Annotated in this window: 20 protein-coding genes; 9 read left to right on the top strand and 11 right to left on the bottom strand. The window is 64.9% G+C overall.

The features are described 5' to 3' along the window. Together ATF69_RS20470 and ATF69_RS20465 are read right to left on the bottom strand one after the other, a co-directional pair. Nucleotides 1-1,377 (bottom strand): restriction endonuclease subunit S, encoded by a 1,377-nt coding sequence (locus tag ATF69_RS20470; protein WP_244303777.1) that lies wholly within the window; start codon nucleotides 1,375-1,377, stop codon nucleotides 1-3. After that, nucleotides 1,361-3,097: a class I SAM-dependent DNA methyltransferase gene (locus ATF69_RS20465; RefSeq protein ID WP_146872101.1), complete on the bottom strand. Its 1,737-nt coding sequence runs from the start codon at nucleotides 3,095-3,097 to the stop codon at nucleotides 1,361-1,363. The genes ATF69_RS20470 and ATF69_RS20465 overlap by 17 nt, the downstream gene beginning before the upstream one ends. A 57-nt stretch (nucleotides 3,098-3,154) precedes the next feature. Here ATF69_RS20465 and ATF69_RS20460 point away from each other — a divergent pair, with 57 nt between their 5' ends. Then, nucleotides 3,155-3,670 (top strand): CoA-binding protein, encoded by a 516-nt coding sequence (locus ATF69_RS20460; RefSeq protein WP_146872100.1) that lies wholly within the window; start codon nucleotides 3,155-3,157, stop codon nucleotides 3,668-3,670. A gap of 104 nt (nucleotides 3,671-3,774) precedes the next feature. Further along, nucleotides 3,775-5,097: an O-acetylhomoserine aminocarboxypropyltransferase/cysteine synthase family protein gene (locus ATF69_RS20455; RefSeq protein WP_146872099.1), complete on the top strand. Its 1,323-nt coding sequence runs from the start codon at nucleotides 3,775-3,777 to the stop codon at nucleotides 5,095-5,097. Between the two features lie 12 nt (nucleotides 5,098-5,109). Here the strand turns inward: ATF69_RS20455 and ATF69_RS20450 are convergent, their stop codons facing one another. Next, nucleotides 5,110-5,919, bottom strand: a complete 810-nt coding sequence (locus ATF69_RS20450; RefSeq protein ID WP_146872098.1) for an IclR family transcriptional regulator — start codon at nucleotides 5,917-5,919, stop codon at nucleotides 5,110-5,112. A 142-nt stretch (nucleotides 5,920-6,061) separates the two neighbouring features. Between ATF69_RS20450 and ATF69_RS20445 the strand changes: the two genes are divergently transcribed. From ATF69_RS20445 to ATF69_RS20430, 4 genes are all read left to right on the top strand, one after another. After that, nucleotides 6,062-7,021 (top strand): MBL fold metallo-hydrolase, encoded by a 960-nt coding sequence (locus ATF69_RS20445; protein ID WP_146872097.1) that lies wholly within the window; start codon nucleotides 6,062-6,064, stop codon nucleotides 7,019-7,021. 26 nt (nucleotides 7,022-7,047) lie between these two features. Next, complete coding sequence (locus ATF69_RS20440; RefSeq protein WP_146872096.1) at nucleotides 7,048-8,700, top strand: FAD-dependent oxidoreductase; 1,653 nt, start codon at nucleotides 7,048-7,050, stop codon at nucleotides 8,698-8,700. 26 nt (nucleotides 8,701-8,726) lie between these two features. Beyond that, nucleotides 8,727-8,984, top strand: a complete 258-nt coding sequence (locus tag ATF69_RS20435) for a DUF2783 domain-containing protein (protein ID WP_015015947.1) — start codon at nucleotides 8,727-8,729, stop codon at nucleotides 8,982-8,984. 93 nt (nucleotides 8,985-9,077) lie between these two features. Continuing rightward, a complete protein-coding gene (locus ATF69_RS20430; RefSeq protein WP_146872095.1) occupies nucleotides 9,078-10,046 on the top strand; it encodes a Bug family tripartite tricarboxylate transporter substrate binding protein in 969 nt (322 codons plus the stop codon). Nucleotides 10,047-10,100: 54 nt separating this feature from the next. Here the strand turns inward: ATF69_RS20430 and ATF69_RS20425 are convergent, their stop codons facing one another. Genes ATF69_RS20425 through ATF69_RS20420 form a run of 3 tightly spaced genes read right to left on the bottom strand, consistent with a single transcriptional unit; the run spans nucleotide 10,101 to nucleotide 11,818 of the window. Continuing rightward, a complete protein-coding gene (locus ATF69_RS20425) occupies nucleotides 10,101-10,652 on the bottom strand; it encodes a DUF2062 domain-containing protein (RefSeq protein ID WP_015015949.1) in 552 nt (183 codons plus the stop codon). Beyond that, nucleotides 10,649-10,807, bottom strand: coding sequence for a hypothetical protein (locus ATF69_RS23175; RefSeq protein WP_167514376.1), 159 nt, complete (start codon nucleotides 10,805-10,807; stop codon nucleotides 10,649-10,651). Before ATF69_RS23175 ends, ATF69_RS20425 begins: the two co-directional genes overlap by 4 nt. 27 nt (nucleotides 10,808-10,834) lie before the next feature. Next, a complete protein-coding gene (locus ATF69_RS20420) occupies nucleotides 10,835-11,818 on the bottom strand; it encodes a TerC family protein (RefSeq protein WP_146872094.1) in 984 nt (327 codons plus the stop codon). 160 nt (nucleotides 11,819-11,978) lie between these two features. Here ATF69_RS20420 and ATF69_RS20415 point away from each other — a divergent pair, with 160 nt between their 5' ends. After that, nucleotides 11,979-12,881: a LysR family transcriptional regulator gene (locus tag ATF69_RS20415; RefSeq protein ID WP_056065575.1), complete on the top strand. Its 903-nt coding sequence runs from the start codon at nucleotides 11,979-11,981 to the stop codon at nucleotides 12,879-12,881. 78 nt (nucleotides 12,882-12,959) lie between these two features. On the opposite strand, the gene ATF69_RS20410 is transcribed toward ATF69_RS20415, so the two are convergent. From ATF69_RS20410 to ATF69_RS20395, 4 genes are all read right to left on the bottom strand, one after another. Continuing rightward, the gene (locus tag ATF69_RS20410; RefSeq protein ID WP_146872093.1) at nucleotides 12,960-13,688 is read right to left on the bottom strand and encodes an alpha/beta hydrolase; all 729 of its coding nucleotides are present in this window, start codon (nucleotides 13,686-13,688) and stop codon (nucleotides 12,960-12,962) included. Nucleotides 13,689-13,870: 182 nt separating this feature from the next. Next, entirely contained in the window at nucleotides 13,871-14,839 is a 969-nt protein-coding gene (locus ATF69_RS20405; RefSeq protein ID WP_146872092.1) for a helix-turn-helix domain-containing protein, read from the bottom strand. A gap of 84 nt (nucleotides 14,840-14,923) precedes the next feature. Continuing rightward, complete coding sequence (locus ATF69_RS20400) at nucleotides 14,924-16,258, bottom strand: sulfatase family protein (protein ID WP_146872091.1); 1,335 nt, start codon at nucleotides 16,256-16,258, stop codon at nucleotides 14,924-14,926. Between the two features lie 145 nt (nucleotides 16,259-16,403). Further along, nucleotides 16,404-17,357 carry a tripartite tricarboxylate transporter substrate-binding protein gene (locus ATF69_RS20395; protein ID WP_146872090.1) on the bottom strand — a complete coding sequence of 318 codons (954 nt, stop codon included), beginning with the start codon at nucleotides 17,355-17,357 and terminating at the stop codon, nucleotides 16,404-16,406. Nucleotides 17,358-17,475: 118 nt separating this feature from the next. Between ATF69_RS20395 and ATF69_RS20390 the strand changes: the two genes are divergently transcribed. Then, on the top strand, nucleotides 17,476-18,051 hold the full coding sequence (locus ATF69_RS20390; RefSeq protein WP_146872089.1) for a MarR family winged helix-turn-helix transcriptional regulator: 576 nt from the start codon (nucleotides 17,476-17,478) through the stop codon (nucleotides 18,049-18,051). A gap of 41 nt (nucleotides 18,052-18,092) precedes the next feature. Here the strand turns inward: ATF69_RS20390 and ATF69_RS20385 are convergent, their stop codons facing one another. Continuing rightward, nucleotides 18,093-18,680, bottom strand: a complete 588-nt coding sequence (locus ATF69_RS20385; protein ID WP_056747955.1) for a hypothetical protein — start codon at nucleotides 18,678-18,680, stop codon at nucleotides 18,093-18,095. Between the two features lie 307 nt (nucleotides 18,681-18,987). Here ATF69_RS20385 and ATF69_RS20380 point away from each other — a divergent pair, with 307 nt between their 5' ends. Continuing rightward, nucleotides 18,988-20,571 carry an MFS transporter gene (locus ATF69_RS20380; protein ID WP_146872088.1) on the top strand — a complete coding sequence of 528 codons (1,584 nt, stop codon included), beginning with the start codon at nucleotides 18,988-18,990 and terminating at the stop codon, nucleotides 20,569-20,571. The last annotated feature ends 63 nt before the right edge of the window (nucleotides 20,572-20,634 follow it).

The following is a 20,634-nucleotide window of genomic DNA, read 5'->3' as shown; positions in this document are numbered from 1 at the left end:
TCAGCCCTCATCCAAGCCAGATACTTCAATTTCACCTGACAGCAATTTAGGCAGTAAAGCACCCCTAACTGATGCAAGAGTCACGCTTTGTGCAGCCAGCTTCTGCATCATCAAAAATATTGGAGCCGCCTTCAATTCGAAAGCCCGGCAAACGTCATCCAGCGGACGAACAATCGGTATTTTCCGAAGATCAGAGACGTTGAGATAGGGTAACGCAGTTCCAGAGACAAGCGTATTGAAATCGATTGTACTGAGCATTGAGTATAAAAAATACGACGCTGATTTCCCCTCGATTGGACTGGCTGACATCATGTTGTTATCAATGATCGTCGGGGTGATCAGCAATCTCCGACGATTTGAAATCAGTGCTACGCCGATCTTGGCAAAAACTGTTGCACCTTGTGGGTGCAACTTGGCCTTCATCTCTAATTGCCGAGCTTGACTGACGTAATTGTTTGCCGATTGGATGAATACCTCGTTGCCAACAAGGTTCATATCGCTAACTTTGATAAACGGATAATCCCCCTCAGCGCTTCCCTGGTGCTCAGGACTAAATGCGCTACCTGCCGTGAAATTGCAGATGTCACCAAGGTTGCCTGCGATCCACCCCATCGGTATCTCTCCCAACTCTGACTCCTCCATCTCATCGGGAAACAGCGCGGCAGTGGCAGCAAGTTGTTCGTATTGCTGGGGCGGCAGGGCGTCGAGTTCGGCGTCAGCCTTTCCGCTGATGGCAGTCATCGCGGCACGCTGCGGGTCGCGGCCTTCGGCCTTGGCGGCGATCTTGGCTTTAACCGGGTCGAAATCGACAAACCACGATTTGAAGATGGCTTGCGCCATGGCTTCGAGGGTTTGGTTGATGCGGCGATTGATGTCGATTTTGTCGTCCACTGATTTCAATGCGGCAGCAATGAATTGCTCCGAGGCACCCAGCCTTGGAATCTCGATCTTTTCGAGAACTGGAATTCGAATATTGCTAACTGTCGAGCCAGTTCCTTCATTCCAGCGAATCTGTTCTTGCACCACTGGTGATTGCAACGCGTAGAGCAAGTAGTCGGCATTTACTCCTGCCTTCGGACGCAGCAACACCTGCCGCTGCCCAAGACAGCAAGTGAGTCCTTCAGGAATCTTGCAAACCTCACCCATTGGCGCTTCACGAGTGATGACGATATCTCCCGGGCGCGGAGCCATGCGACGAACACGTTGTTTAAAGTGTTCTTCGTCCGTGTAGCTTGGGGCAGACAAGTCAAGTCGCCCGTCTTTGATGTTCTGATTTCGTAGAACAACGAAGCCAGTATCTGTCCATACGGGAGTGGAATGAGGACAGTCAACCACCGCCTCACACATGGCTGCCAGCGATTCAGTCTTCAAAGGCATAACCCAACCCCGCCAAGTTCTTCTTGATCTCCTCCTCCAACTTGGCACTCTCTGCAAACTGCTCCGCCAACTGCGCCGTCAGCCGCGTCATCTTGTCGGCAAAGGCTTCGCCAGCCTCCTCCTGCTCCACTGCGCCGACATAACGCCCCGGTGTCAGCACATGCTCGTGCTTGCGGATGTCGGCGAGTGATGCGGAGTAGCAAAAGCCTGGCACGTCCGCATAGCCCTCGCCGTGCTGCCAGGCGTGGAAGGCGTCGGCGATCTTCTGGATGTCTTTGGGCTCAAAGTCGCGCAGCACACGGTCTTTCATGTAGCCCAGTTGGCGGGCGTCGATGAACAGGAATTGCCCGCGCCGGTCGCGCTTCTTTTTGTCCAGGTTAAAGCCGTTGGCTTTGTCTTTGGTGAGGAACCAGATGCACGCCGGAATCTGCGTGTTGGTGAACAGCTGCCCCGGCAGGGCCACCATGCATTCCACATAGTCGCGCTCCACCAGCTCCTTGCGGATTTCGCCTTCGTTGTTGGTGTTGCTGCTCATGGAGCCGTTCGCCAGCAGCAGCGCCATGCTGCCGGTGTTGTTCAAGTGATAGAGCATGTGCTGCAGCCAAGCAAAGTTGGCATTGCCCTGCGGTGGAGTGCAACCTGGCAGCCAACGCGGATCGTTCTCCAGCTTGGCGCTCCACCACTCCTTCATATTGAAAGGTGGGTTGGCCATCACATAGTCAAACCTTTCGGTCAGGTTGATGTGAAGTGGATTCAGCAAGGAGTCTGCCGGTCCGCCACCGAAATTGAAGTCCAGGCCCCGGATGGCCATGTTCATGGCGGCCAGCTTCCAAGTGGTGGGGTTGCTCTCTTGACCATAGATGCTAATTTGTTGGGCTTGGTCTTTCGCGTTGGGGCGTTGCTTGCTGTGCTCGAAAATGAATTCTTCGCTCTGCACAAAGAAGCCGCCCGAGCCCATGGCCGGGTCGTACACGCGGCCCTTGAAGGGCTGCAGCATTTCCACAATCAGCGTGACGATGCTCTTGGGCGTGTAGTACTGGCCACCCTTTTTACCTTCGGCCAACGCAAACTGTCCAAGGAAGTATTCGTACACATGACCCAGGATGTCTTTGCTCCTGAGGCTCAGCACCTGTCCGCCAAAGGTGGGTTGGCTGAAGTGGGTGTCTGAGAAGTGGGCGATCAGGTCGGCCAGTTTGTGGCTGTCGATCTGGGTGCGTGCAAAGTCTTTGTTGAGCACGTTTTTGAGCTTGGGGTTCTCGCGCTCCACGGCTTCCATGGCGTTGTCGATGAGCCAACCCACAGTGCGCATTTTTTCGGGGGTGTCTTTGCCCTGCGCATTCCACGGCAGTGCGTCGCCAGGCGGTATCTGGGCGCAGTCGCGCAGGGTTTGCCAGCGGGCCTCTAGCGGCACCCAGAAGACGTTTTTTTCGGTGTAGTAGTCGCGTACCTCCAGCTCGGCGGCGATGTTTTCTTCGTACTCTGCCGTGCCCACGCCACCGTATTCGGCAGGGTCCATGTAGTAGTCGTGCTCGGGGTTTTGGAACTGCGCGCGCAGCTCGTTCTGCCGTTCTTCAAATGCGTCGGAGACGTACTTCAAAAAGATCAGCCCCAGTACTACGTGTTTGTAGACCGAGGCGTCCAGGGAGGAGCGCAGTTTGTCGGCGGCGGTCCAGAGCTTTTTTTCGAGGTCGGTGAAGAATTGTTGTTCTATGGGATTCATGGCATGCGTTGGCTGGATTGCTTCTCTCTATTCTGGCCCATGCGTACACTGGTCCGCATGCTCCACACCCCCGACACCATCAGCACCCTGCGCCACCTGCTCACCGCCTGCCGCACCATTGCGGTGGTGGGTCTTTCGCCGCAGTGGCACCGCCCCAGCTACTTTGCCGCCAAGTACATGCAGGCGCATGGCTACCGCATCGTGCCGGTCAACCCGCTGGTGGCGCGCGAGGGCGGGCAGATTTTGGGCGAGGCGGCCTACGCCAGCGTGACCGATGCGGCCGCAGCGCTGGCAGCGCGAGGCCAGAAGATCGACATGGTGGACTGCTTTCGCAAGAGTGAGGACATCCCGCCACTGGCCGACGAAGCCGTCGCCATCGGCGCACAGTGCCTGTGGCTGCAGCTGGGCGTGTTCAACGAGGCCGCCGGCCTGCGCGCCGAGGCGGCGGGCCTGCAAGTCATTCAAAACCGCTGCGTGAAGATCGAACACGCGCGTCTGTTTGGCGGCCTGGGCTGGATGGGCGTGAACACGCGCGTGATCAGCGCCAAGCGCCTGCGGCAGCTGCCTTACTAGCAAATTGATAGCTGCCAGCGCATATTGCACTAGCGCTTGCGGCCGATTTCTTTCAAATCCCTTCACCCAACCCCCTGCGCAGCACTGCAGGCTACGCCACCGCCATGACCGAGCCCACATCCCACGGTGCCGACCGCCACTTCGGCTTTGGCACCCGCGCCATCCACGCCGGGGCCCAACCCGACCCGGTGACCGGCGCACGCGCCACACCCATCCACCAGACAACCAGCTTTGTGTTCGACAACGCCGAACACGCGAGCAGCCTGTTCAACCTGCAGACCTTTGGCAACGTCTACAGCCGCATCAGCAACCCCACGGTGGCGGTGTTCGAGGAGCGCATCGCCAGCCTTGAAAACGGCCGCGCCGCGCTGGCCTGCGCCAGCGGCATGGCGGCGCAGATGGCGGCGCTGCTGGCCATCCTGAAGACCGGCGACCACATCGTGGCGGCCAGCACGCTCTACGGCGGCACGGTGGGGCAGCTGGGCGTGGGCTTCTCGCGCCTGGGCATCGAGACCACGTTTGTGGACCCAGCCGACCCCGCAAACTTTGCACGCGCCATGCGCCCCAACACCCGCGCCGTGTACGGCGAGACCATCGGCAACCCGCTGGTCAACGTGCTCGACATCGCGGCCGTGGCCGAGGTGGCGCATGCGCACGGCGTGCCGCTCGTCATCGACAACACGGTGGCCAGCCCCTACCTGTGCAACCCCTTGCAGCTGGGCGCCGACATCGTGGTGCACAGCGCCACCAAGTACATCGGCGGCCACGGCACGACCATGGGTGGTGTGGTGGTGGAAGGCGGCAAGTTCCCATGGGACAACGGCAAATTCCCCGAGATGGTCGAGCCCAGCCGCGCCTACCACGGCGTGAAGTTCTACGAGACCTTTGGCGACTTTGGCTACACCATGAAGGCGCGCATGGAGGTCAACCGCACCTTTGGCGGCGTGCTCTCCCCCATGAACGCATGGCAGCTGCTGCAGGGCGCCGAAACCCTGCACCTGCGCATGCGCGAGCACTGCCGCAATGCGCTGGCCGTGGCGAAGTTTCTGCAGAGCCATCCGCAAGTGGCGTGGGTCAACTACCCGGGCCTGGCGGATTCGCCGTACTACGACCTGGCGCGAAAGCAGTTCCGCGCGGTGGATGGCGCGCCGGGCGCCTCGGGCATCCTCACGTTTGGTGTGAAGGGCGGCGCAGCCGCTGGCGAGAAGTTCATCGACGCCTGCGAGTTTTTGAGCCACCTGGCCAACATTGGCGACGCCAAGACGCTGGTGATCCACCCCGCATCGACCACGCATCGCCAGCTGAACGAAGAGGAACTGGCCCGCGCGGGCGTGAGCGCAGACATGGTGCGGCTGTCGGTGGGGATTGAAGACCTGGACGACATCCTGTGGGACATTGACCAGGCGCTGGGGCGCGCAGCGGGCTGATCGCCCCACGGGCTACGCGGGGCTGACCGGCGCCCCCAGGCGCTGCGACAAACTCCGCGCCGCCTCGCGCAGGTGCTGCGCCGCCGGGCTGGCCGGCCCGGTCTGCAGCGTGGCGCTGGGGCCGATCACGGCGATGCACAGCACCAGCTGCCCAAACCCATCAAACACCGGCGTGGCCAGCGCGCTGATGCCGGGCAGGAGCTGGTCGGTCACCTCGCTGATCTGGTGCTGACGCACCGCCTCCAGTTCGGCCGCAAAGGCGGGCTCGTCCAAAGCGCCCGCAAACCCTTCGGCCGCCAGCGCAGCCGCTGCCCGCTCTCGCGGGCCGAAGGCCGCAAACACCTTGCCCGTGGCCGTGTGCCGCACAGAAGCCGTGGTGCCGTGGCGCATGGCCACATACACGGCGGTGGGGCCTTCTTCCACACGAATGATGGTGGGGCCACTGTCGCCCCAGACCGAGGCCGACACGGTGTAGCCGATGCGCTGGGCCAGCGCGGGCAACTCGGCAATGGCCAGGCGCACCGGGTCCACCTGCTGCAGGCTGATGAGGCCCAGTTGCATCGCCAGCGGGCCTAGGCCGTAGTGGCCGCTCACGGCGTCCTGCTCGATCAGGCCCAGCTTGCCAAAGCTCACCAGGTAGGGGTGCGCCTTGGCGGCCGTCATGTCCGCCGCGCGGGCCAGGTCCTTGAGCGCCATGCGCCGGCCGGTGCGTGCCAGCACCTTCAGCAGCTGGCCGCCCACCTCCACGCTCTGGATGCCGCGCGGGCTGCGGGGCGTGTCTTCGTCGTCGGCGGGGGGCAGGTCGGGGGTCGTCATGGGCATGGGGCGATTGTCCACGCAGCACAGCATCCACACGCCCTTCGGGTTTACACCTAAACAAATGCGTTAGACATGAACGAATTTCTTGCCTAACATCAACGCATTCCGTTTAGATAAACGCATTCACTATTAACAAATCACCACCATGAGCACCGTCAAAACCTTTGCCTCCGCCGCCGACCTCGAAGTGAAGAAGGTGAGCTTCGACAAGCTCTCCGACCACGCCTATGCCTACACGGCCGAGGGCGACCCCAACACCGGCATCATCATTGGCGACGACGCAGTGATGGTCATCGACACCCAGGCCACGCCCGTGATGGCGCAGGACGTGATCCGCCGCATCCGCGAGGTGACGGACAAGCCCATCAAGTACGTCCTGCTCTCCCACTACCATGCCGTGCGCGTGCTGGGGGCCAGTGCGTACGGGGCCGAGCACATCATTGCCAGCGAGGACACGCGCGACCTGATCGTGGAGCGCGGCCAGTTCGACAAGGACAGCGAGATCGGCCGCTTTCCGCGCCTGTTCCAGAACGTGGAGAGCGTGCCGGACGGCCTGACCTGGCCGACCATGACCTTCAACAGGAAGATGACCCTGTGGCTGGGCAAGCTGGAGGTGCAGATCCTGCAACTGGGCCGGGGCCACACCAAGGGCGACACGGTGGCCTGGCTGCCGCAGGAAAAGATCCTGTTCAGCGGCGACCTGGTGGAGTTCGACGCCACGCCGTATGCGGGCGACGCGTATTTCCAGGACTGGCCGCAGACCCTGGACAACATCGCGGCGCTGAAGCCCGAGAAGCTGGTGCCCGGCCGGGGCGCCGCGCTGCAGACGCCCGATCAGGTGCAGGCGGGCCTGGCGGGCACGCGCGCCTTCATCAGCGACCTGTACGAGAGCGTGAAGGCCAGTGCGGCCAAGGGCGAGGACCTGCGCAAGGTCTACGAGGCCACGTTTGCCCAACTGCAGCCCAAGTACGGGCACTGGGTCATCTTCAACCACTGCATGCCGTTTGACGTGACCCGTGCGTACGACGAGGCCACGCAATACCCCGACCCACGCATCTGGACCGCCGAGCGTGATGTCCAGATGTGGAAAGCCCTGGAAGGCTGATCCGCCGAGGCTGGAGGAGACAAAAAATGAACCCCAGAGACATTCCGCGCGAGGCCTTCCACGCCAGTGGCGCCGAGGTGCAGGCCATCGACTTCGGCTATGTGCGCTCGCCCGACCAGGACCGCGCCACGCCCGCACAGCACCCCATCGTGGTCATCGGCGCAGGCCCTGTGGGCCTGTCGCTCGCCATCGACCTGGCCCAGCGCGGGCAGCGTGTGGTGGTGCTGGACAACGACCACAAGCTCTCCATCGGCTCGCGCGCCATCTGCTTTGCCAAGCGCACGCTGGAGATCTGGGACCGCCTGGGCGTGGGCCAGCGCATGGTGGACAAGGGCGTCTCTTGGAACCTGGGCAAAGTGTTCCTGAAAGACGAGCAGCTGTACGAGTTCAACCTGCTACCCGAAGAAGGCCACGAGCGCCCCGCCTTCATCAACCTGCAGCAGTACTACGCCGAGGCCTACCTGGTGGAGCGCGCGCTGCAGTTGCCGGGCATCGACATCCGCTGGCACAACAAGGTCACTGCGGTGCAAAGCCGCGCGGACGGCGCGCTGCTGAGCATCGACACGCCCGAGGGCGCCTACCAGATGGATGCGCAATGGCTGGTGGCTTGCGATGGCGCACGCTCGCCCACGCGGCAGATGCTGGGACTGGAGAGCAAGGGGCGCATTTTTCAGGACCGCTTCCTGATCGCTGATGTGAAGCTGGCGGATGAAGCGAACTTCCCGACCGAGCGCTGGTTCTGGTTCGACCCACCCTTTCACCCCAACCAGAGCGTGCTGTTGCATCGCCAGCCCGACAACGTCTGGCGCATCGACTTCCAGCTCGGTTGGGACGCCGACCCCGAAGAAGAAAAGAAGCCCGAGAACATCATCCCGCGCGTGAAGGCGCTGCTGGGTGCGGATGCACAGTTTGAGCTGGACTGGGCCAGCGTCTACACCTTTGCCTGCCTGCGCATGGACCAGTTCGTGCACGGCCGCGTCGTCTTCGCGGGCGACAGCGCCCACGGCGTTTCGCCCTTTGGCGCACGGGGCGCCAACAGCGGCGTGCAGGACGCGGAGAACCTGGCCTGGAAGCTGGACTGGGTGCTCCAGGGCCGCGCGAGCCCTGCGCTGGTGAGCACCTATGGCCCCGAGCGTGAATACGCGGCCGATGAGAACCTGTGCAACTCCACCCGCGCCACCGACTTCATCACGCCCAAGAGCGAGGTGAGCCGCCTGTTCCGCGACGCGGCACTGCACCTGGCGCGCGAACATGCGTTTGCAAGGCGCATCGTCAACAGCGGCCGCCTGTCGGTGCCCGCCACGCTGCACCAGTCGCCGCTGAACACGCCGGATACCGATCACTTCGCAGGCACCCAGGTGCCCGGTGCCGTGCTGCTGGATGCACCGTTGACGAAACAGGGCCAGCCCACCTGGCTGCTGCGCGAGCTGGGGCCGGACTTCACGCTGCTGGTGTTTGGCCCAGCCCCCACTTGGACGCGCGACCTGCCCGGTGTGAAGGTGCTGCAGATCGGCATCGACGTGATCGACCACCAGGCGCTGGCCGCCCAGCGGCTGGATGCGCTGCCGCGCACCGTGTACCTGGTGCGGCCCGACCAGCATGTGTGCGCGCGCTGGCGCACGCCTACCGAAGCAGCGGTGCGCAGCGCACTGGCGCGTGCCACGGCCGCAGCGGCCTGACCAGGAAGACGACAAGGAACATGCCCATGCTGAACACCCAACCCAACCTGCAGGCCTGCGACGACTTTTATGAAGCGCTGATTGCGGCGCACCAGGGCTTGTCCACGCCCGAGAGCCACGCCATGAACGCACGCCTGGTGCTGCTGCTGGCCAACCACATCGGCGACCAGGCCACGCTGCAGCACGCGCTGCAGCTGGCGCGCGGCAGTGCCGTGCCCACGGCCGACCGGCGCACCACCCCGGCGATCACGCCGGTGGTGCCCACCCACGCGGTGGCGGCCTAGCCCGTCCCTTCTGCAATCACCACGACAGCACCGCGCAGACGGTGCGGGGTCCGACTCGACTTGAACTTTCACAACCACGGAGACAACACCACCATGCAGCGCAAACATTTCCTCACCACCCTGGCCGGGCTGGCCCTGGCCACCGCCCTCCCCCTGGCCCATGCCCAGGACACCAAACCGCTCGAATGGGTGGTGGGCTACGCCGCTGGCGGCGGCTCGGACATCGTGGCGCGCACGATTGCCGAATCGATGTCGGCCACGCTGGGCCGCCCCATCGTCATCAACAACAAGCCCGGCGCGGGCACCAACATCGCCGCTGAATACAGCGCGCGCAACAAGGACTACGGCAACCTCATTTTCTCGGCCGACTTCGCCACGCTGGCGGCCAACCCGTTTTTGTTCAGCAAGCTGAGCTACAACGCCGAGAAGGACTTCCAGCCCGTGGGCCTGCTGGTGCGCTTTCCGATGTTCCTGGTGGTGTCCAACAACGTGCCCGCCAAGAACTTGAAGGAGTTCATGGCCTGGGCCAAAGGGATGCCCGATGGTGTGAACTGGGCGTCCGCCGGGCCGGGGAGCCCGCACCACCTGGTGGGCGAGCTGTTCCGCGAGCAGAGCGGACTCAAGCTCACGCATGTGCCGTATCGCGGCGCGGCACCGGCCATCCAGGATGTGATCGGCGGCCAGGTGCCCGCGATGTGGATCGACAGCGCCACGGTGTACCCGTTCCTCGCAGGCAACAAGGTGCGCGCCATTGGCGTCGCCAGCCCGCAGCGCGTGGCGACCATGCCCGATGTGCCCACGATTTCCGAACAAGGCTTGCAGGGGTTTGAAGGCTTTGCATGGCAGGGCCTGGTGGTGCCCACGGGCGCACCGGCCGATGTGGTGGCCAGCTTCAGCAAGGCGCTGCAGACGGCCCTGGCCGACACGCGCACCAAGGCGCGCCTGCAGGCCCTGGGCGTGGAGCCCATGCCCGGCACCGCTGCCCAGATGGGCAGCTTTGCGCGCACCGAGCGGGAGAAGTGGGGGCGCGTCATCACCAAGGTGGGAGTCAAGCTGGACTGAGCCCCTGTGCCGCCTTCGGCCCAGCCCCCACAGGGCGCGCGCCGGTTTCGGGACTCAGCGGCTGCGCGCCAGCCTTCGCTTGCGGTGCAAGGCGGGTGCGAGCCACAGCAGCTGCACCGTCACATAGCCCAGCACCGCCAGCAGCAGTCCCAGGGTGGGCAGGCCGATCAGCAGCGGCGTGCCCAGTGCCTGCATCCAGGTGCCCAGGGCCTGCACCGTGAACTCTCCGCCCGGCGCCACGCTGCTCCAGGCGGGCAGTGTCTGCGCGCCGGGCATCACCAACGCTCCGAGGTAGAAGGCCATCACATACAGCGGCACGGTGGTGAGCGGGTTGGTATAGAAGGTGGCCACGCCCCCGGCCACCACGTTGCCGCGCAGCCAGGCGCACACCAGCAGCGTGCCCGGGATCTGCAGCGGCCCGGGGATCAGGCCGCAGAACATGCCCGCCGCCACCCCGCGCGCCAAAGGCTGGCGCTGAAAGCGGAACAGCGCGCGCTGCTCCAGCCAGGGCTGGAACTGCGCCAGCCAGCTGCGGTCCAGCAGCTGCCGGGCCCGGGGTTCCAGGGCCCGCAACCAGCGGCGCAGGCGACACAGCGGCTGCATCATGCGACGAACGCTACCGCAGTGCCGGCGCCCCACAAGGTGGTGAGGCCCACCAGCAGGCGCACGTCGCGGGGCTCGTTCTCAGCGCGGTAGGCCATCGCAGTGGCTCCCACAAGGCCCAACAACATGCACAGCATCACCGATTCGATCAGATCCATGGCTCAAGTCTCCGGGTTTGGCAGCGATCAGGCCTTGGGGGGCAGTGCGGGTGGGGCACCCTTGGCGGCCTCGCCCGAATTGCGCAGCGACAGGAAGATCGACCCGGCGATCAGCGTGGCCGTGACCAGCAACGCATAGCCAATCGGAATCTTCACAAAGTCGATGAGCAACATCTTGCCGCCGATGAAAACCAGGACCAGTGCCAGGCCGTAGGCCAGCAGGTGGAAGCGGTCGGCCAGGTCTGCCAGCAGGAAGTACAGCGCACGCAGGCCCAGGATGGCAAAGATGTTGGCTGTGAGCACGATGAACGGGTCGCTGGTGATCGCGAAGATGGCCGGAATGCTGTCCACCGCAAAGATGATGTCGGTCGTGCCGATCAGGATCAGCACCACGAACAGCGGGGTGTAGTGCTTGACGCCATTGATCATGGTCGAGAGCTTTTCGCCGTCGAACTGGTCGGTGATGCGGATGCGCTTTTTCAGGAATCTGAGCACCGGATTGGTGGCGATGTCAGGCTCCTGCCCGGCGGCAAACCACATCTTCACGCCCGTGACGACCAGGAACGCACCGAACACATACAGCAGCCAGTGGAAGGTGGCCAGCAGCCAGGCACCTGCCAGGATTAGCAGCGTGCGCAGCACGATGGCGCCGATGATGCCGATGATGAGCGCGCGCTTTTGGTACTGCGGCGGCACGGCAAAGTAGCTGAACAGCATCAGGAAGACGAAGATGTTGTCCACCGACAGGCTCTTCTCCACCAGGTAGCCGGTGATGAACTGCATGGACACCGTGTTGGCGATCTCGCGACCCTGGCTGCTATCCAGGTACCACCACAGGATGGCCACGAACACAAAGGCGAGCGAGAACCACAACAGGCTCCAGCGCGCGGCCTCGCCCATGGTGACCTTGTGCGCGCCCTGGCGCTCCATGACCAGCAGGTCCACGCCTATGGCGATGACCACGAAGACGGCAAATCCCGCCCACATCCACCACGTTCCGATTGTTTCCATCGAGTTTCTCCAAAGATGCCCTCACACGCCCAGCCACGCCGGACGCCCAAGCCCCGGACTGTAGGGGCTGGGGTACTTCTTTAAAACCTGTGATCACAGTAGTATTGGTTCGGTTTTTACGAACCAAACACTTTTTTAACGGCCCCACCGCAAAGAGATCATGAGCCAGAGCTTCAACTACCGCCATCTTTTCTACTTCTGGGTGGTGGCCAAGGAGGGCGGCATCGCCCGCGCCGCCGAGCGGCTGGACATGGCCGTGCAGACCATAAGCGCCCAGGTGCGCGAGCTGGAAAAGTCGCTGGGCGTGAGCCTGCTGCGCACCGAGGGCCGCAACCTGGTGCTGACCGATGCGGGCGTGGCCGCGCTGCACGAGGCCGACCACATCTTTGCGCTGGGCGAGCTGCTGCCCGTGCGCGTGCGCGAGGCCGCCAGCGGCCAGACGTTGCGGCTGAACCTGGGCATCTCCGACGGCATTGCCAAGCTGGCCGTGCACCGGCTGCTGACCCCCGTGCTGGACGAACCCCACTTGCGCCTGCTGTGCCACGAGGGCGAGTTCCAGCCCCTCTTGGGCGAGCTGGCGCTGCACAAGCTCGATGCCGTGCTGGCAGACCGTGCCGCGCCCCCCAACCCCGCCCTGCGCACCACCAGCCAGCTGCTGGGCACGAGCGCCATTGCCTGGTATGCGCCCCCGCTGTGGGCCGAGGCGGCGGCCAACAACTTCCCCCACAGCTTGGCTGTAGTGCCCGTGCTGCTGCCCACCGACCACGCCGCGATGCGCGCCCGCATCGACCACTGGCTAGAACGCGAACGCATCCGTCCGCGCATTGCCGGGGAGTTTGAAGACAGCGCCCTCTTGAGCACCTTTGCCGCCACCGGCATGGGCGTGATGCCCGCGCCGGTCTCGCTGGGCGAGCACCTGGCCCAGACCCACGGGCTGGTGCAGGTGGGTACCGCACCCGACGTGCAGGAGCAGTTCCACCTGATCTACAGCGCCCGCAAGGTGATGCACCCGCTGCTCACGCGGCTGCTGGAGGCAGGCCAGGGCGGAATGCTATTGAATTAATAGCTACCAGCACATACCGATCTAGCGCTTGGGGCCCAAAAGACGCAAAAAGATGGCGCAATGCCCTCGCAGGCCCCGTCAGTCGCGCCCTGCCCGCTCGATGTGCTGCGCCGCCGATGCCGGGTCGGAAAAGCACAGTTCGTGGCTGCCCTGGCACTCCACCAGGCGGAACAAACCCAGCCGCTCCGACAGGCGCGGGTGCCACGGCAGGCTGTGGGGCAGCGCGGTGTCCTGCTGCGCGTTGAGGTAGCTCTTGCCCACCTCCAGCGCGGCCATCGGCACGGGCAGCTGCGCCGGTTCGGTGAAGGTGCGATAGGGGTGGGGATTGAGCAGCGCATAGGTGCTTTGCGCCAGGGCCTCGTCGGCATCGTTGATGAAGGCCTCGCGCCAGATGGGGTACGGCAGCATTACGGCATTACCACTGCTCGCCGCGACCTGGTCGAACAGCGCGCGGTAGTGCGGCGGCACCAGGTCGTTCAGGCACTCGCCCGGCTGCGGTACGAAGGCGTTCCAGTACACCAGGCGGCGGATGCGCCCGGGCAAGCGCACGGGCATGTGGCTGATGACCATGCCGCCGTAGCTGTGGCCCACCAGCCGCACGTCGGTCAGGCCCTGGCCTTCGATGAAGGCCGCCAGCGAATCCACCGCGTCGGCCAGGCCCGTGGCCGCGCGGTCGTCGCCGGGGCGGTTGCCTGCCAGCGTGGGGCAATGCACGGTGTGGCCGCGCGCGCGCAGGTGGGTGGCGGTGGCTTCCATTTCGGCACCGGTGTGCCAGGCGCCATGGACCAGGACATAGGTATCCGGCATGTGTGTCTCCTTGGGGTTGTGTTGCAGGACTGGGCAATCCGCCCTGCCGCTACCTTAGAAACACCCGGTGGCACGGAATGGCCTGCGCGTGCCAGCCGGCTGTGCTGGATGTGCCAAAAGCTTCACCGCCGTGTAGCGCGGCAGGACGAAGCCCCAACGACACGGAGGATGGGGAGACGGAATCAGCCGCCGCGCCGCCACTGCGCGGGCGATACCCCCATGGCCCGCTGGAAGGCGCGTGCGAAATGCGAAGCGTCGGCAAAGCCGCAGCGCCGCCCGATCTCGCCCACGGCCACATGGGCCAGCTGGGGGCGGCGCAGCAGTTCGCCCGCGCGCGCCAGGCGCAGTTCGCGCAACGTGCCCGCAAAGGTGTGGCCCTGGGCCGCAAACGCCCGGTGCAGGGTGCGCAGCGACACGCCCGCCTCCTGCGCCAACGCTGGGGCCGCGAGGCCAGGCTGGTCGATGCGCGCCCGCAGCAGCGCACACAGATGGGCATGCAGGCTGCCTGCCGCCGTGGAGGTGGGTAGCTGGGGTGGCTCCAGCGCCGCGCACAGCAGCGCGCCCAGGTGGTCGGACAGCAAGGCGGGCGGCAGGGCCTGCGCCGAGGCGGGGTCGCGCGCCAGCTGCACGGCCAGCGCCCCCAGGCTCTGGCCCCAGCCCTGGTCGCGCCAGGCCACGCGCGGCCCGGGCGCCTCGGCCTGCTGCAGCCACTGGCCCACCCAGGCGCGCGGCAGCTGCAGCGACACGCAGTGCACACCATCAGGAAAATGCAGTTCATAGGGCCGGGCCGAATCCAGCAGCACCACATCGCCCGGGCGCAGATGGGCCACATGGTCATCCTGGCGCACATGCCATGCGGTCTCGGCCTGGCCGATCAGGTAGAAGGGCAGCTGGCGGCTGCGCGCAATGCCGGCGGGTGTGCGAAACACATCCTGGGTGGAGGCACGCACGCGGTTGATGGACAGCGTCTCCACCGGCAGGCTTTGCAGCTCGCCGCCAAACAGCGGCGCCTCGCGGGAGCTGCAGTCCATCTCCAGAAACGCCTCGCAGATCGCGCCCACCCAGTAGTCCAGGCGCGCTGGCGGCGCCACCACGTCGGTGGTCCACTGGCGCAGAGCAGCGGGGGACGAAGGCGCGGGAGCGGCGGGCATGGCGCCCAATCTACCGGCAAGCGGGCCGGGCAGGCAACAGGGCAAGCCCGCCCAACCACTCCCCTGACGGCCTGCCCGCCAGGCTCAGCGCTGCGGCATGTCCTTCACCGAATACCCCAGGCTCACCGTGGCATCGTCAGGAATAGCGGGCATGGACACATTCCACGCCTCCCACGCGGCGCGCATGGTCTGCAGGCGTTCGGGCTCCACGGACGCGCGGTTGGCGCGCTCACGTTCATCGTCGGCCAGGTTGAACAGGTAGTCGTTGCCATCCACGCGCAGGTACTTCCACACGCCCTGGCGCATGGCGCGCTGGCCCCGGTGGTTCATGCGCCAGAACAGCGGGGGCTCGTCGATCACATTGGCATCGCGCAGCAGCGGCATCAGCGTGCGGCCGTCCAGTGGGTAGTCCGCATGCGCGGCGGCCCCTGCGGCGTCGAGCATGGTGGCCGACCAGTCCATGGTCATACAGGTCTGCGCGCTAACGCCGCCGGGGCCGATCACCGCAGGCCAGTGGGCAATCCAGGGCACGCGGATGCCGCCTTCGGTCAGGTCCATCTTGCCGCCGACCAGCGGCCAGTTGTCCGAGAAGCGCTCGCCGCCGTTGTCGCTGGTGAACACCACCAGCGTGTCGCGCGCAAGGCCCAAGGACTGCAGCAGCGCCATGATGCGGCCGATGCCCTCGTCCATGTGGTGGATCATGCGGCGGTAGGTCTCGATGTTGCCGCCGTGCAGATGAAACAGGTTGCCCTTGACCTCCTGCGCCAGCGCCTCGTCGTCACGCGTCTCCCACGGCCAGTGGGGCGCGGTGTAGTGCAGGCTCAAGAAGAACGGCGTGCCCGCCTGCGCGCCCGGCGCCATGCGCTGCACGTAGTCGAGCGCGTGGTCCGTGATGAGGTCGGTGAGGTAGCCGTCCTGCTGCTTTTCTTCTTCGCCCAGGTACAGGTCGTGCGTGCCGTTGGAGCTGCAGTGGGTGAAGTAGTCCACCCCGCCCGACATGGGCCCGAAGAACTCCTCGTAGCCCGAGCGCAGCGGCCCGAACGCGGGCGGGTAGCCCAGGTGCCACTTGCCCATCAGCGCCGTGCGGTAGCCCGATGCGCGCAGCAGCGAGGGCAGCGTGGGGTGCTCGGGCGGCAGGCCCAGGGTGGTGCTGCCCCGGCTCTTGCTGTTGATGGGCTCCTCGGCAGCGCCGCGCAGGCGGTACTGGTAGCGCCCCGTCATCAGCGCAAAGCGCGTGGGCGAGCAGACGGGGGAGTTGGAGTAGCCCTGCGTGAGCTTGAGGCCATTGGCCGCCAGCTGGTCAAGCACCGGCGACACGGGGCCAAACGCCGCGTCGCGCCCACCGTAGCAGCCCAGGTCGGCATAGCCGAGGTCGTCGGCGACGATGAAGATGATGTTGGGGCGGGGTGGTAGGGTCATCTCGAAATCCAGTTTCACTCAAAGTGGCGCGCAGTCTTCGCGACAGGCGCGGCCGAGGCGGGGGCGGCAAGCAAGGGCCGCCCCGCAGCGAGGCCGCCGTCCCCCTCCGGGGGAAGCGGCGCAGCCGCTCAGGGGGGCTTCCTTGCTATGGTTTGAAGCCAGAGCGCTGCACTACCGGCGCCCACTGCGCGCGGTACGCCTTGAGCATCGCTTCGGTCTGCGCCATGGTCGCCACCACCGGCTCCATCTTGGCCGCCTCGAACTTGCGCTGGGTGTCCGGGTCCTTCATCACCTCCACGATCAGCCCGGCCAGGCGCTCGGCCTGGGCCTTGGGCATGCTCATCGGGGCGAAGAAGGTGTTCCAGCCCGTCGCGGCGAGGTCCATGCCGCTTTCCTTGAAGGTGGGAATCTTGGGGTCTAGCGGGCTGCGCTTGGCGCTCGACACGGCCAGGATGCGGATCTTGCCGGCCTCGTGCTGGGGCAGCAGGGTGTCGAAGGTGTCGAACGCCACGGGCACCTGGCCGCCCAGCAGGTCGTTGAGCAGCGGGGCGGACCCGCGGTAGCCCACCACCTCGGCGCGCACCTTGGCGGCATCGCCCACCATCAGGCCGAAGAAGTGCGGCAGGCTGCCCGTGGCGGGCACGCCGAAGTTGGCCTTGTCGGGGTTGGCGCGCAGCCAGGCCATCAGGTGCGGCAGCTCCTTGACCGGCACGGCGCTGGCCACGGCCACGCCGAACTCGTAGCTGTTGACATGGCTCACGGGGCGGAAGTCGCGCTCGGGGTCGTAGCCCGCGTCGGGGAACACCAGGGGCGCCACCAGCATGACGGCCGGGTTGGCCAGCAGCAGCATGGGCTGGTTGGCGGGCGCGGCCTTCACGGCCTGGGCCGACAGGCGGCCGCCCGCGCCGGTCTTGTTCTCCACGATCACGGGCGTACCGAGCTTGCTGCCCAGCTTGTCGGCCACGATGCGGGCCACGCGGTCGGTCGCGCCGCCGGGGGCGTAGCCCACCACGATGCGCAGCGGGGTGTCCTGGGCCTGACACAAAGAGGCAGCAAGTGCCAGCGTGGTGGCGACTAAGGATTCAACGAGTTTCCACATGGAAGGGCTCCGGTGCGAGATTCAAAAAATGCCTCGATGGGCACGATCAGATGAGTGGATCCACTGTAGGAGGCACACAATCAATTGATTTAAACAATTCTCGCCCGGAAATACCCTGATGCCCGATATAGATCCGGTCCCCGTTCGCTCAACCCTCACCAGCGACGGCCTGATCCATCCAACGACAGCCCATGACCTGCTGATGTATCGCCTCCACCGCCTGCTCGCCGTGGCGGGCAGCCTGGTAGTAAGGCTGTGCGAGGGGGGTTACGGCATCACCCGTCGGGAATGGGGGTTGCTCATGGTGCTCGCGCAACAGCCAGGTCTGCCGCCCGCAGCACTCGCTGAACACTTGGGACTGGACCGCGCTCGAACATCGCGCGCCATCACCTCATTGCTGAACAAACAACTTATCACTCGCAGCACCATGCCAGTGGACCGGCGCCACGCCATGTTGTTTCTGACACCTGCAGGACTGTCGCTCCACGACGAACTTTTCCCGCAAATCAGAGCACTGAACCAGGATCTACTGTCTCAGCTGACACCGGGAGCGGTACGAGCGCTGGATCAGGCACTGGCCGCCATGCAACAGCAAGCGGAGGCTCTGGTCGCAACGCGCACCGATCTCCCGAGAACTTACCGGCTCAGAGGCGGCCGACAGCAACTTTCGCGTGGCGGTCAAGACTCCACGTGAACTCGCCGCCCAACACCAGGCTCGTGCCTCATGGCCACCCCTCACTTTTCGGTAGTCGAGTACACCTCAAGTAGACGATCCAAATCGGACCGTAGCATTCCATTGGGGTCAATTGCTGCGTCCTTGGGCGAAGACCGCACGCCCGAGGCAATCACACCCGAGGTCACATCGGTGATGGATATCTGGACTTGGTAAAGGTTGCTGTTATTCGCGTATTCCTTGGTGGACGCGCAAACGGGTTCACCAGGGTCTGCGAAATAAATCACTGCTGCATCTGTGGCACGCTTGGGCGTACGCAGGTAGCTGGCGTACAACGAAGCCGGCACCGGGGCTTTTTCTGAGCCATTGACGTAATAAGACTCCTCCCAGTCATCGTTTTGCACCACGAGGTTGTATTTGAGCGAGCTGACTTTCAACATCGGATCGCGACCATTGCCAATCGACTCCGCAAATACGTAAAGAATCTTTGTCCCCCGATACAGCACACCGTCAGTGCCAACGATGGTGCAAGCAACAGCATCCAAGTTGGTTGCGGAGTGCACGCCACCAGAGCTGATGTTCTTCAAATCAGCTTGTGCGACGCCAGCAGCCAGCAAAAAACTGCCAACAATCAAGCATTTTTTCAACATACCCTCTCCTCTCCTTTAAAAAACTGGTGTGCCATTGTGCGTACCGTTCTTCACATCCACTCGAGGACGAAGCCGTACATGGCGTTACGTATGCAGCGAAAAATAACAGAACAGATACAAATGTCTACCCAAATCTGTGTATTTCGCCTTACGCCCTGCGGCCTTGTGTGGGGTTGTTCAGCGCCTCATCAGCGCCTTAGCCTGCGAAAAGCACATTGAGACAGTCTGCGCGACGTCCTTCACAATGCTCCGGATTGAGGCATTCCTGATTGCGCCTCCTTGAAGTACGTCAATACCTCCAAAGCCCATGCCATCTCCCTCGACATCGTTGTGGAGCCCCTTGCGCCAACCCGCGTTCCGGGGCCTGTGGATTTGCGGCGGTATCTTTTTTGTGGGCAGCGGCATGCAGAGCATGGCGGCGGCCTGGCTTATGGTGGAACTCACGGGTTCGTCGTTCCTGGCAGCCCTGGTGCAGACGGCGGTGTTCATGCCCATGTTTTTGCTGGCCCTCCCTGCCGGCGTGCTGGCAGACACGACCGACCGGCGCCGGTTGATATCGGGCGCACTGCTGGCGCAGGCCGGGGCGTGCGCCTTGCTGACGCTGCTGACGCTGGGGGGCTGGAGTGGCCCGGCGTCGGTGCTGTTTCTGGTGTTCATCTGCGGCTGCTGCACGGCAGTGCTCACACCCGCGTGGAACTCGTCGGTCATCGACCCCGTGCCGCGCGACGAATGGCCCCAGGCCATCACCGCCGTGAGCATTGCCTACAACGCTGCGCGCGCTGTGGGGCCCACGATGGCGGGCCTGGTGTTTGCGCAGCTGGGCGCGGGCTGGGTCTTTGCCGTCACGGTGACCACCACGCTGGTGATGTGGGAGTCCATCCGCCGCTGGCCGCCCAAGGCGCACCCGCCCTCCAAGCTGCCCGCCGAACGCCTGTGGGGCGGCACCCTGAGCGGCCTGCGCTTTGCCTGGCACTCGCGCATGATCCTCGCGCAACTGGTGCGCGTGATGGCCTTCAGCGCAGCGGGCTCGGCCCTGTGGGCGCTGCTGCCGGTGATTGCGCAGCGCCAGCTCGGCACAGGTGCACAGGGTTTTGGTCTGCTCATGGGCTGCCTGGGCACGGGCGCCGTGGCGGTCGGCCTGGTGCTGGGGCGGCTGCGCGCGCGTTTTGGGCTGGAGGCCATCGTCGGCGCCGGTGGTGTGGTGTTTGCGGTGGCCATGCTGGTGGCGGCGCTGACGCACATCGCCTGGGTGGTCTACATCGCCATGCTGTTCGCGGGCGCTGCCTGGATGTCGGCCATGTCCACCTTCAACACCGCCACGCAGGCCAGCGCCCCGCAGTGGGTGCGCTCGCGCGCCGTGGCCATGCACATGGTGGCGGCGCTGGGCGCGTTTGCGATGGGCTCGGCCTTCTGGGGCGCGTCCTCGGACCTGATCGGACTCATGCCCACCCTGTGTGTGGCCGCCGCGCTGATGGGCGCGGGCCTGCTGCTGGCCCGCCCCATGCCGCTGCGCATGGGCGCGCTGCACGAGGTGACCCAGGCCACGCCCTGGGACGAACTTTTCATCGAGGCCGAGCCCCTGCCCGAGGCGGGCCCCGTGGCCGTGGAAGTGGGCTACCGCATTGCCCCCGGCACCGACGCTGCCTTCCTCGACACCATCAGCCGCATGAAGGCCCCGCGCCGCCGCGACGGCGCCACCTTCTGGCGCATCTACAAGGACCTGGGCGAGCCATCGCGCTATGTGGAGCGCTTCATCGTCGAGTCCTGGGCCGACTACTTGCACCAGCGCGCCCGCGCCACCATGGCCGACCAAGCCCTGGAGACCGAGGTGCGGGCGTTCTTGGCGCCGGGCGAAGTCGTGCGGATGTCGCACTACATTGCAGAGCGATAGACGCCCTTGAGCCGACCCGTCGTGGTTTCGGCTTGATGCGCGTCAATTTTCGCAGCCGGATCG

This window comes from Acidovorax delafieldii (genome assembly GCF_007993815.1).
Lineage (GTDB): Bacteria > Pseudomonadota > Gammaproteobacteria > Burkholderiales > Burkholderiaceae_C > Acidovorax > Acidovorax delafieldii.
The sequence above is the reverse complement of the archived record's forward strand: the minus strand, read 5'-3'. Positions and strand labels throughout refer to the sequence as shown.

Bases quoted from the DNA above. Each gene is read 5' to 3' on its own strand.
- ATF69_RS20470 (WP_244303777.1), bottom strand. From the start codon at position 1,377: ATGCCTTTGAAGACTGAATCGCTGGCAGCCATGTGTGAGGCGGTGGTT.
- ATF69_RS20465 (WP_146872101.1), bottom strand. From the start codon at position 3,097: ATGAATCCCATAGAACAACAATTCTTCACCGACCTCGAAAAAAAGCTC.
- ATF69_RS20460 (WP_146872100.1), top strand. From the start codon at position 3,155: ATGCTCCACACCCCCGACACCATCAGCACCCTGCGCCACCTGCTCACC.
- ATF69_RS20455 (WP_146872099.1), top strand. From the start codon at position 3,775: ATGACCGAGCCCACATCCCACGGTGCCGACCGCCACTTCGGCTTTGGC.
- ATF69_RS20450 (WP_146872098.1), bottom strand. From the start codon at position 5,919: ATGCCCATGACGACCCCCGACCTGCCCCCCGCCGACGACGAAGACACG.
- ATF69_RS20445 (WP_146872097.1), top strand. From the start codon at position 6,062: ATGAGCACCGTCAAAACCTTTGCCTCCGCCGCCGACCTCGAAGTGAAG.
- ATF69_RS20440 (WP_146872096.1), top strand. From the start codon at position 7,048: ATGAACCCCAGAGACATTCCGCGCGAGGCCTTCCACGCCAGTGGCGCC.
- ATF69_RS20435 (WP_015015947.1), top strand. From the start codon at position 8,727: ATGCTGAACACCCAACCCAACCTGCAGGCCTGCGACGACTTTTATGAA.
- ATF69_RS20430 (WP_146872095.1), top strand. From the start codon at position 9,078: ATGCAGCGCAAACATTTCCTCACCACCCTGGCCGGGCTGGCCCTGGCC.
- ATF69_RS20425 (WP_015015949.1), bottom strand. From the start codon at position 10,652: ATGATGCAGCCGCTGTGTCGCCTGCGCCGCTGGTTGCGGGCCCTGGAA.
- ATF69_RS23175 (WP_167514376.1), bottom strand. From the start codon at position 10,807: ATGGATCTGATCGAATCGGTGATGCTGTGCATGTTGTTGGGCCTTGTG.
- ATF69_RS20420 (WP_146872094.1), bottom strand. From the start codon at position 11,818: ATGGAAACAATCGGAACGTGGTGGATGTGGGCGGGATTTGCCGTCTTC.
- ATF69_RS20415 (WP_056065575.1), top strand. From the start codon at position 11,979: ATGAGCCAGAGCTTCAACTACCGCCATCTTTTCTACTTCTGGGTGGTG.
- ATF69_RS20410 (WP_146872093.1), bottom strand. From the start codon at position 13,688: ATGCCGGATACCTATGTCCTGGTCCATGGCGCCTGGCACACCGGTGCC.
- ATF69_RS20405 (WP_146872092.1), bottom strand. From the start codon at position 14,839: ATGCCCGCCGCTCCCGCGCCTTCGTCCCCCGCTGCTCTGCGCCAGTGG.
- ATF69_RS20400 (WP_146872091.1), bottom strand. From the start codon at position 16,258: ATGACCCTACCACCCCGCCCCAACATCATCTTCATCGTCGCCGACGAC.
- ATF69_RS20395 (WP_146872090.1), bottom strand. From the start codon at position 17,357: ATGTGGAAACTCGTTGAATCCTTAGTCGCCACCACGCTGGCACTTGCT.
- ATF69_RS20390 (WP_146872089.1), top strand. From the start codon at position 17,476: ATGCCCGATATAGATCCGGTCCCCGTTCGCTCAACCCTCACCAGCGAC.
- ATF69_RS20385 (WP_056747955.1), bottom strand. From the start codon at position 18,680: ATGTTGAAAAAATGCTTGATTGTTGGCAGTTTTTTGCTGGCTGCTGGC.
- ATF69_RS20380 (WP_146872088.1), top strand. From the start codon at position 18,988: ATGCCATCTCCCTCGACATCGTTGTGGAGCCCCTTGCGCCAACCCGCG.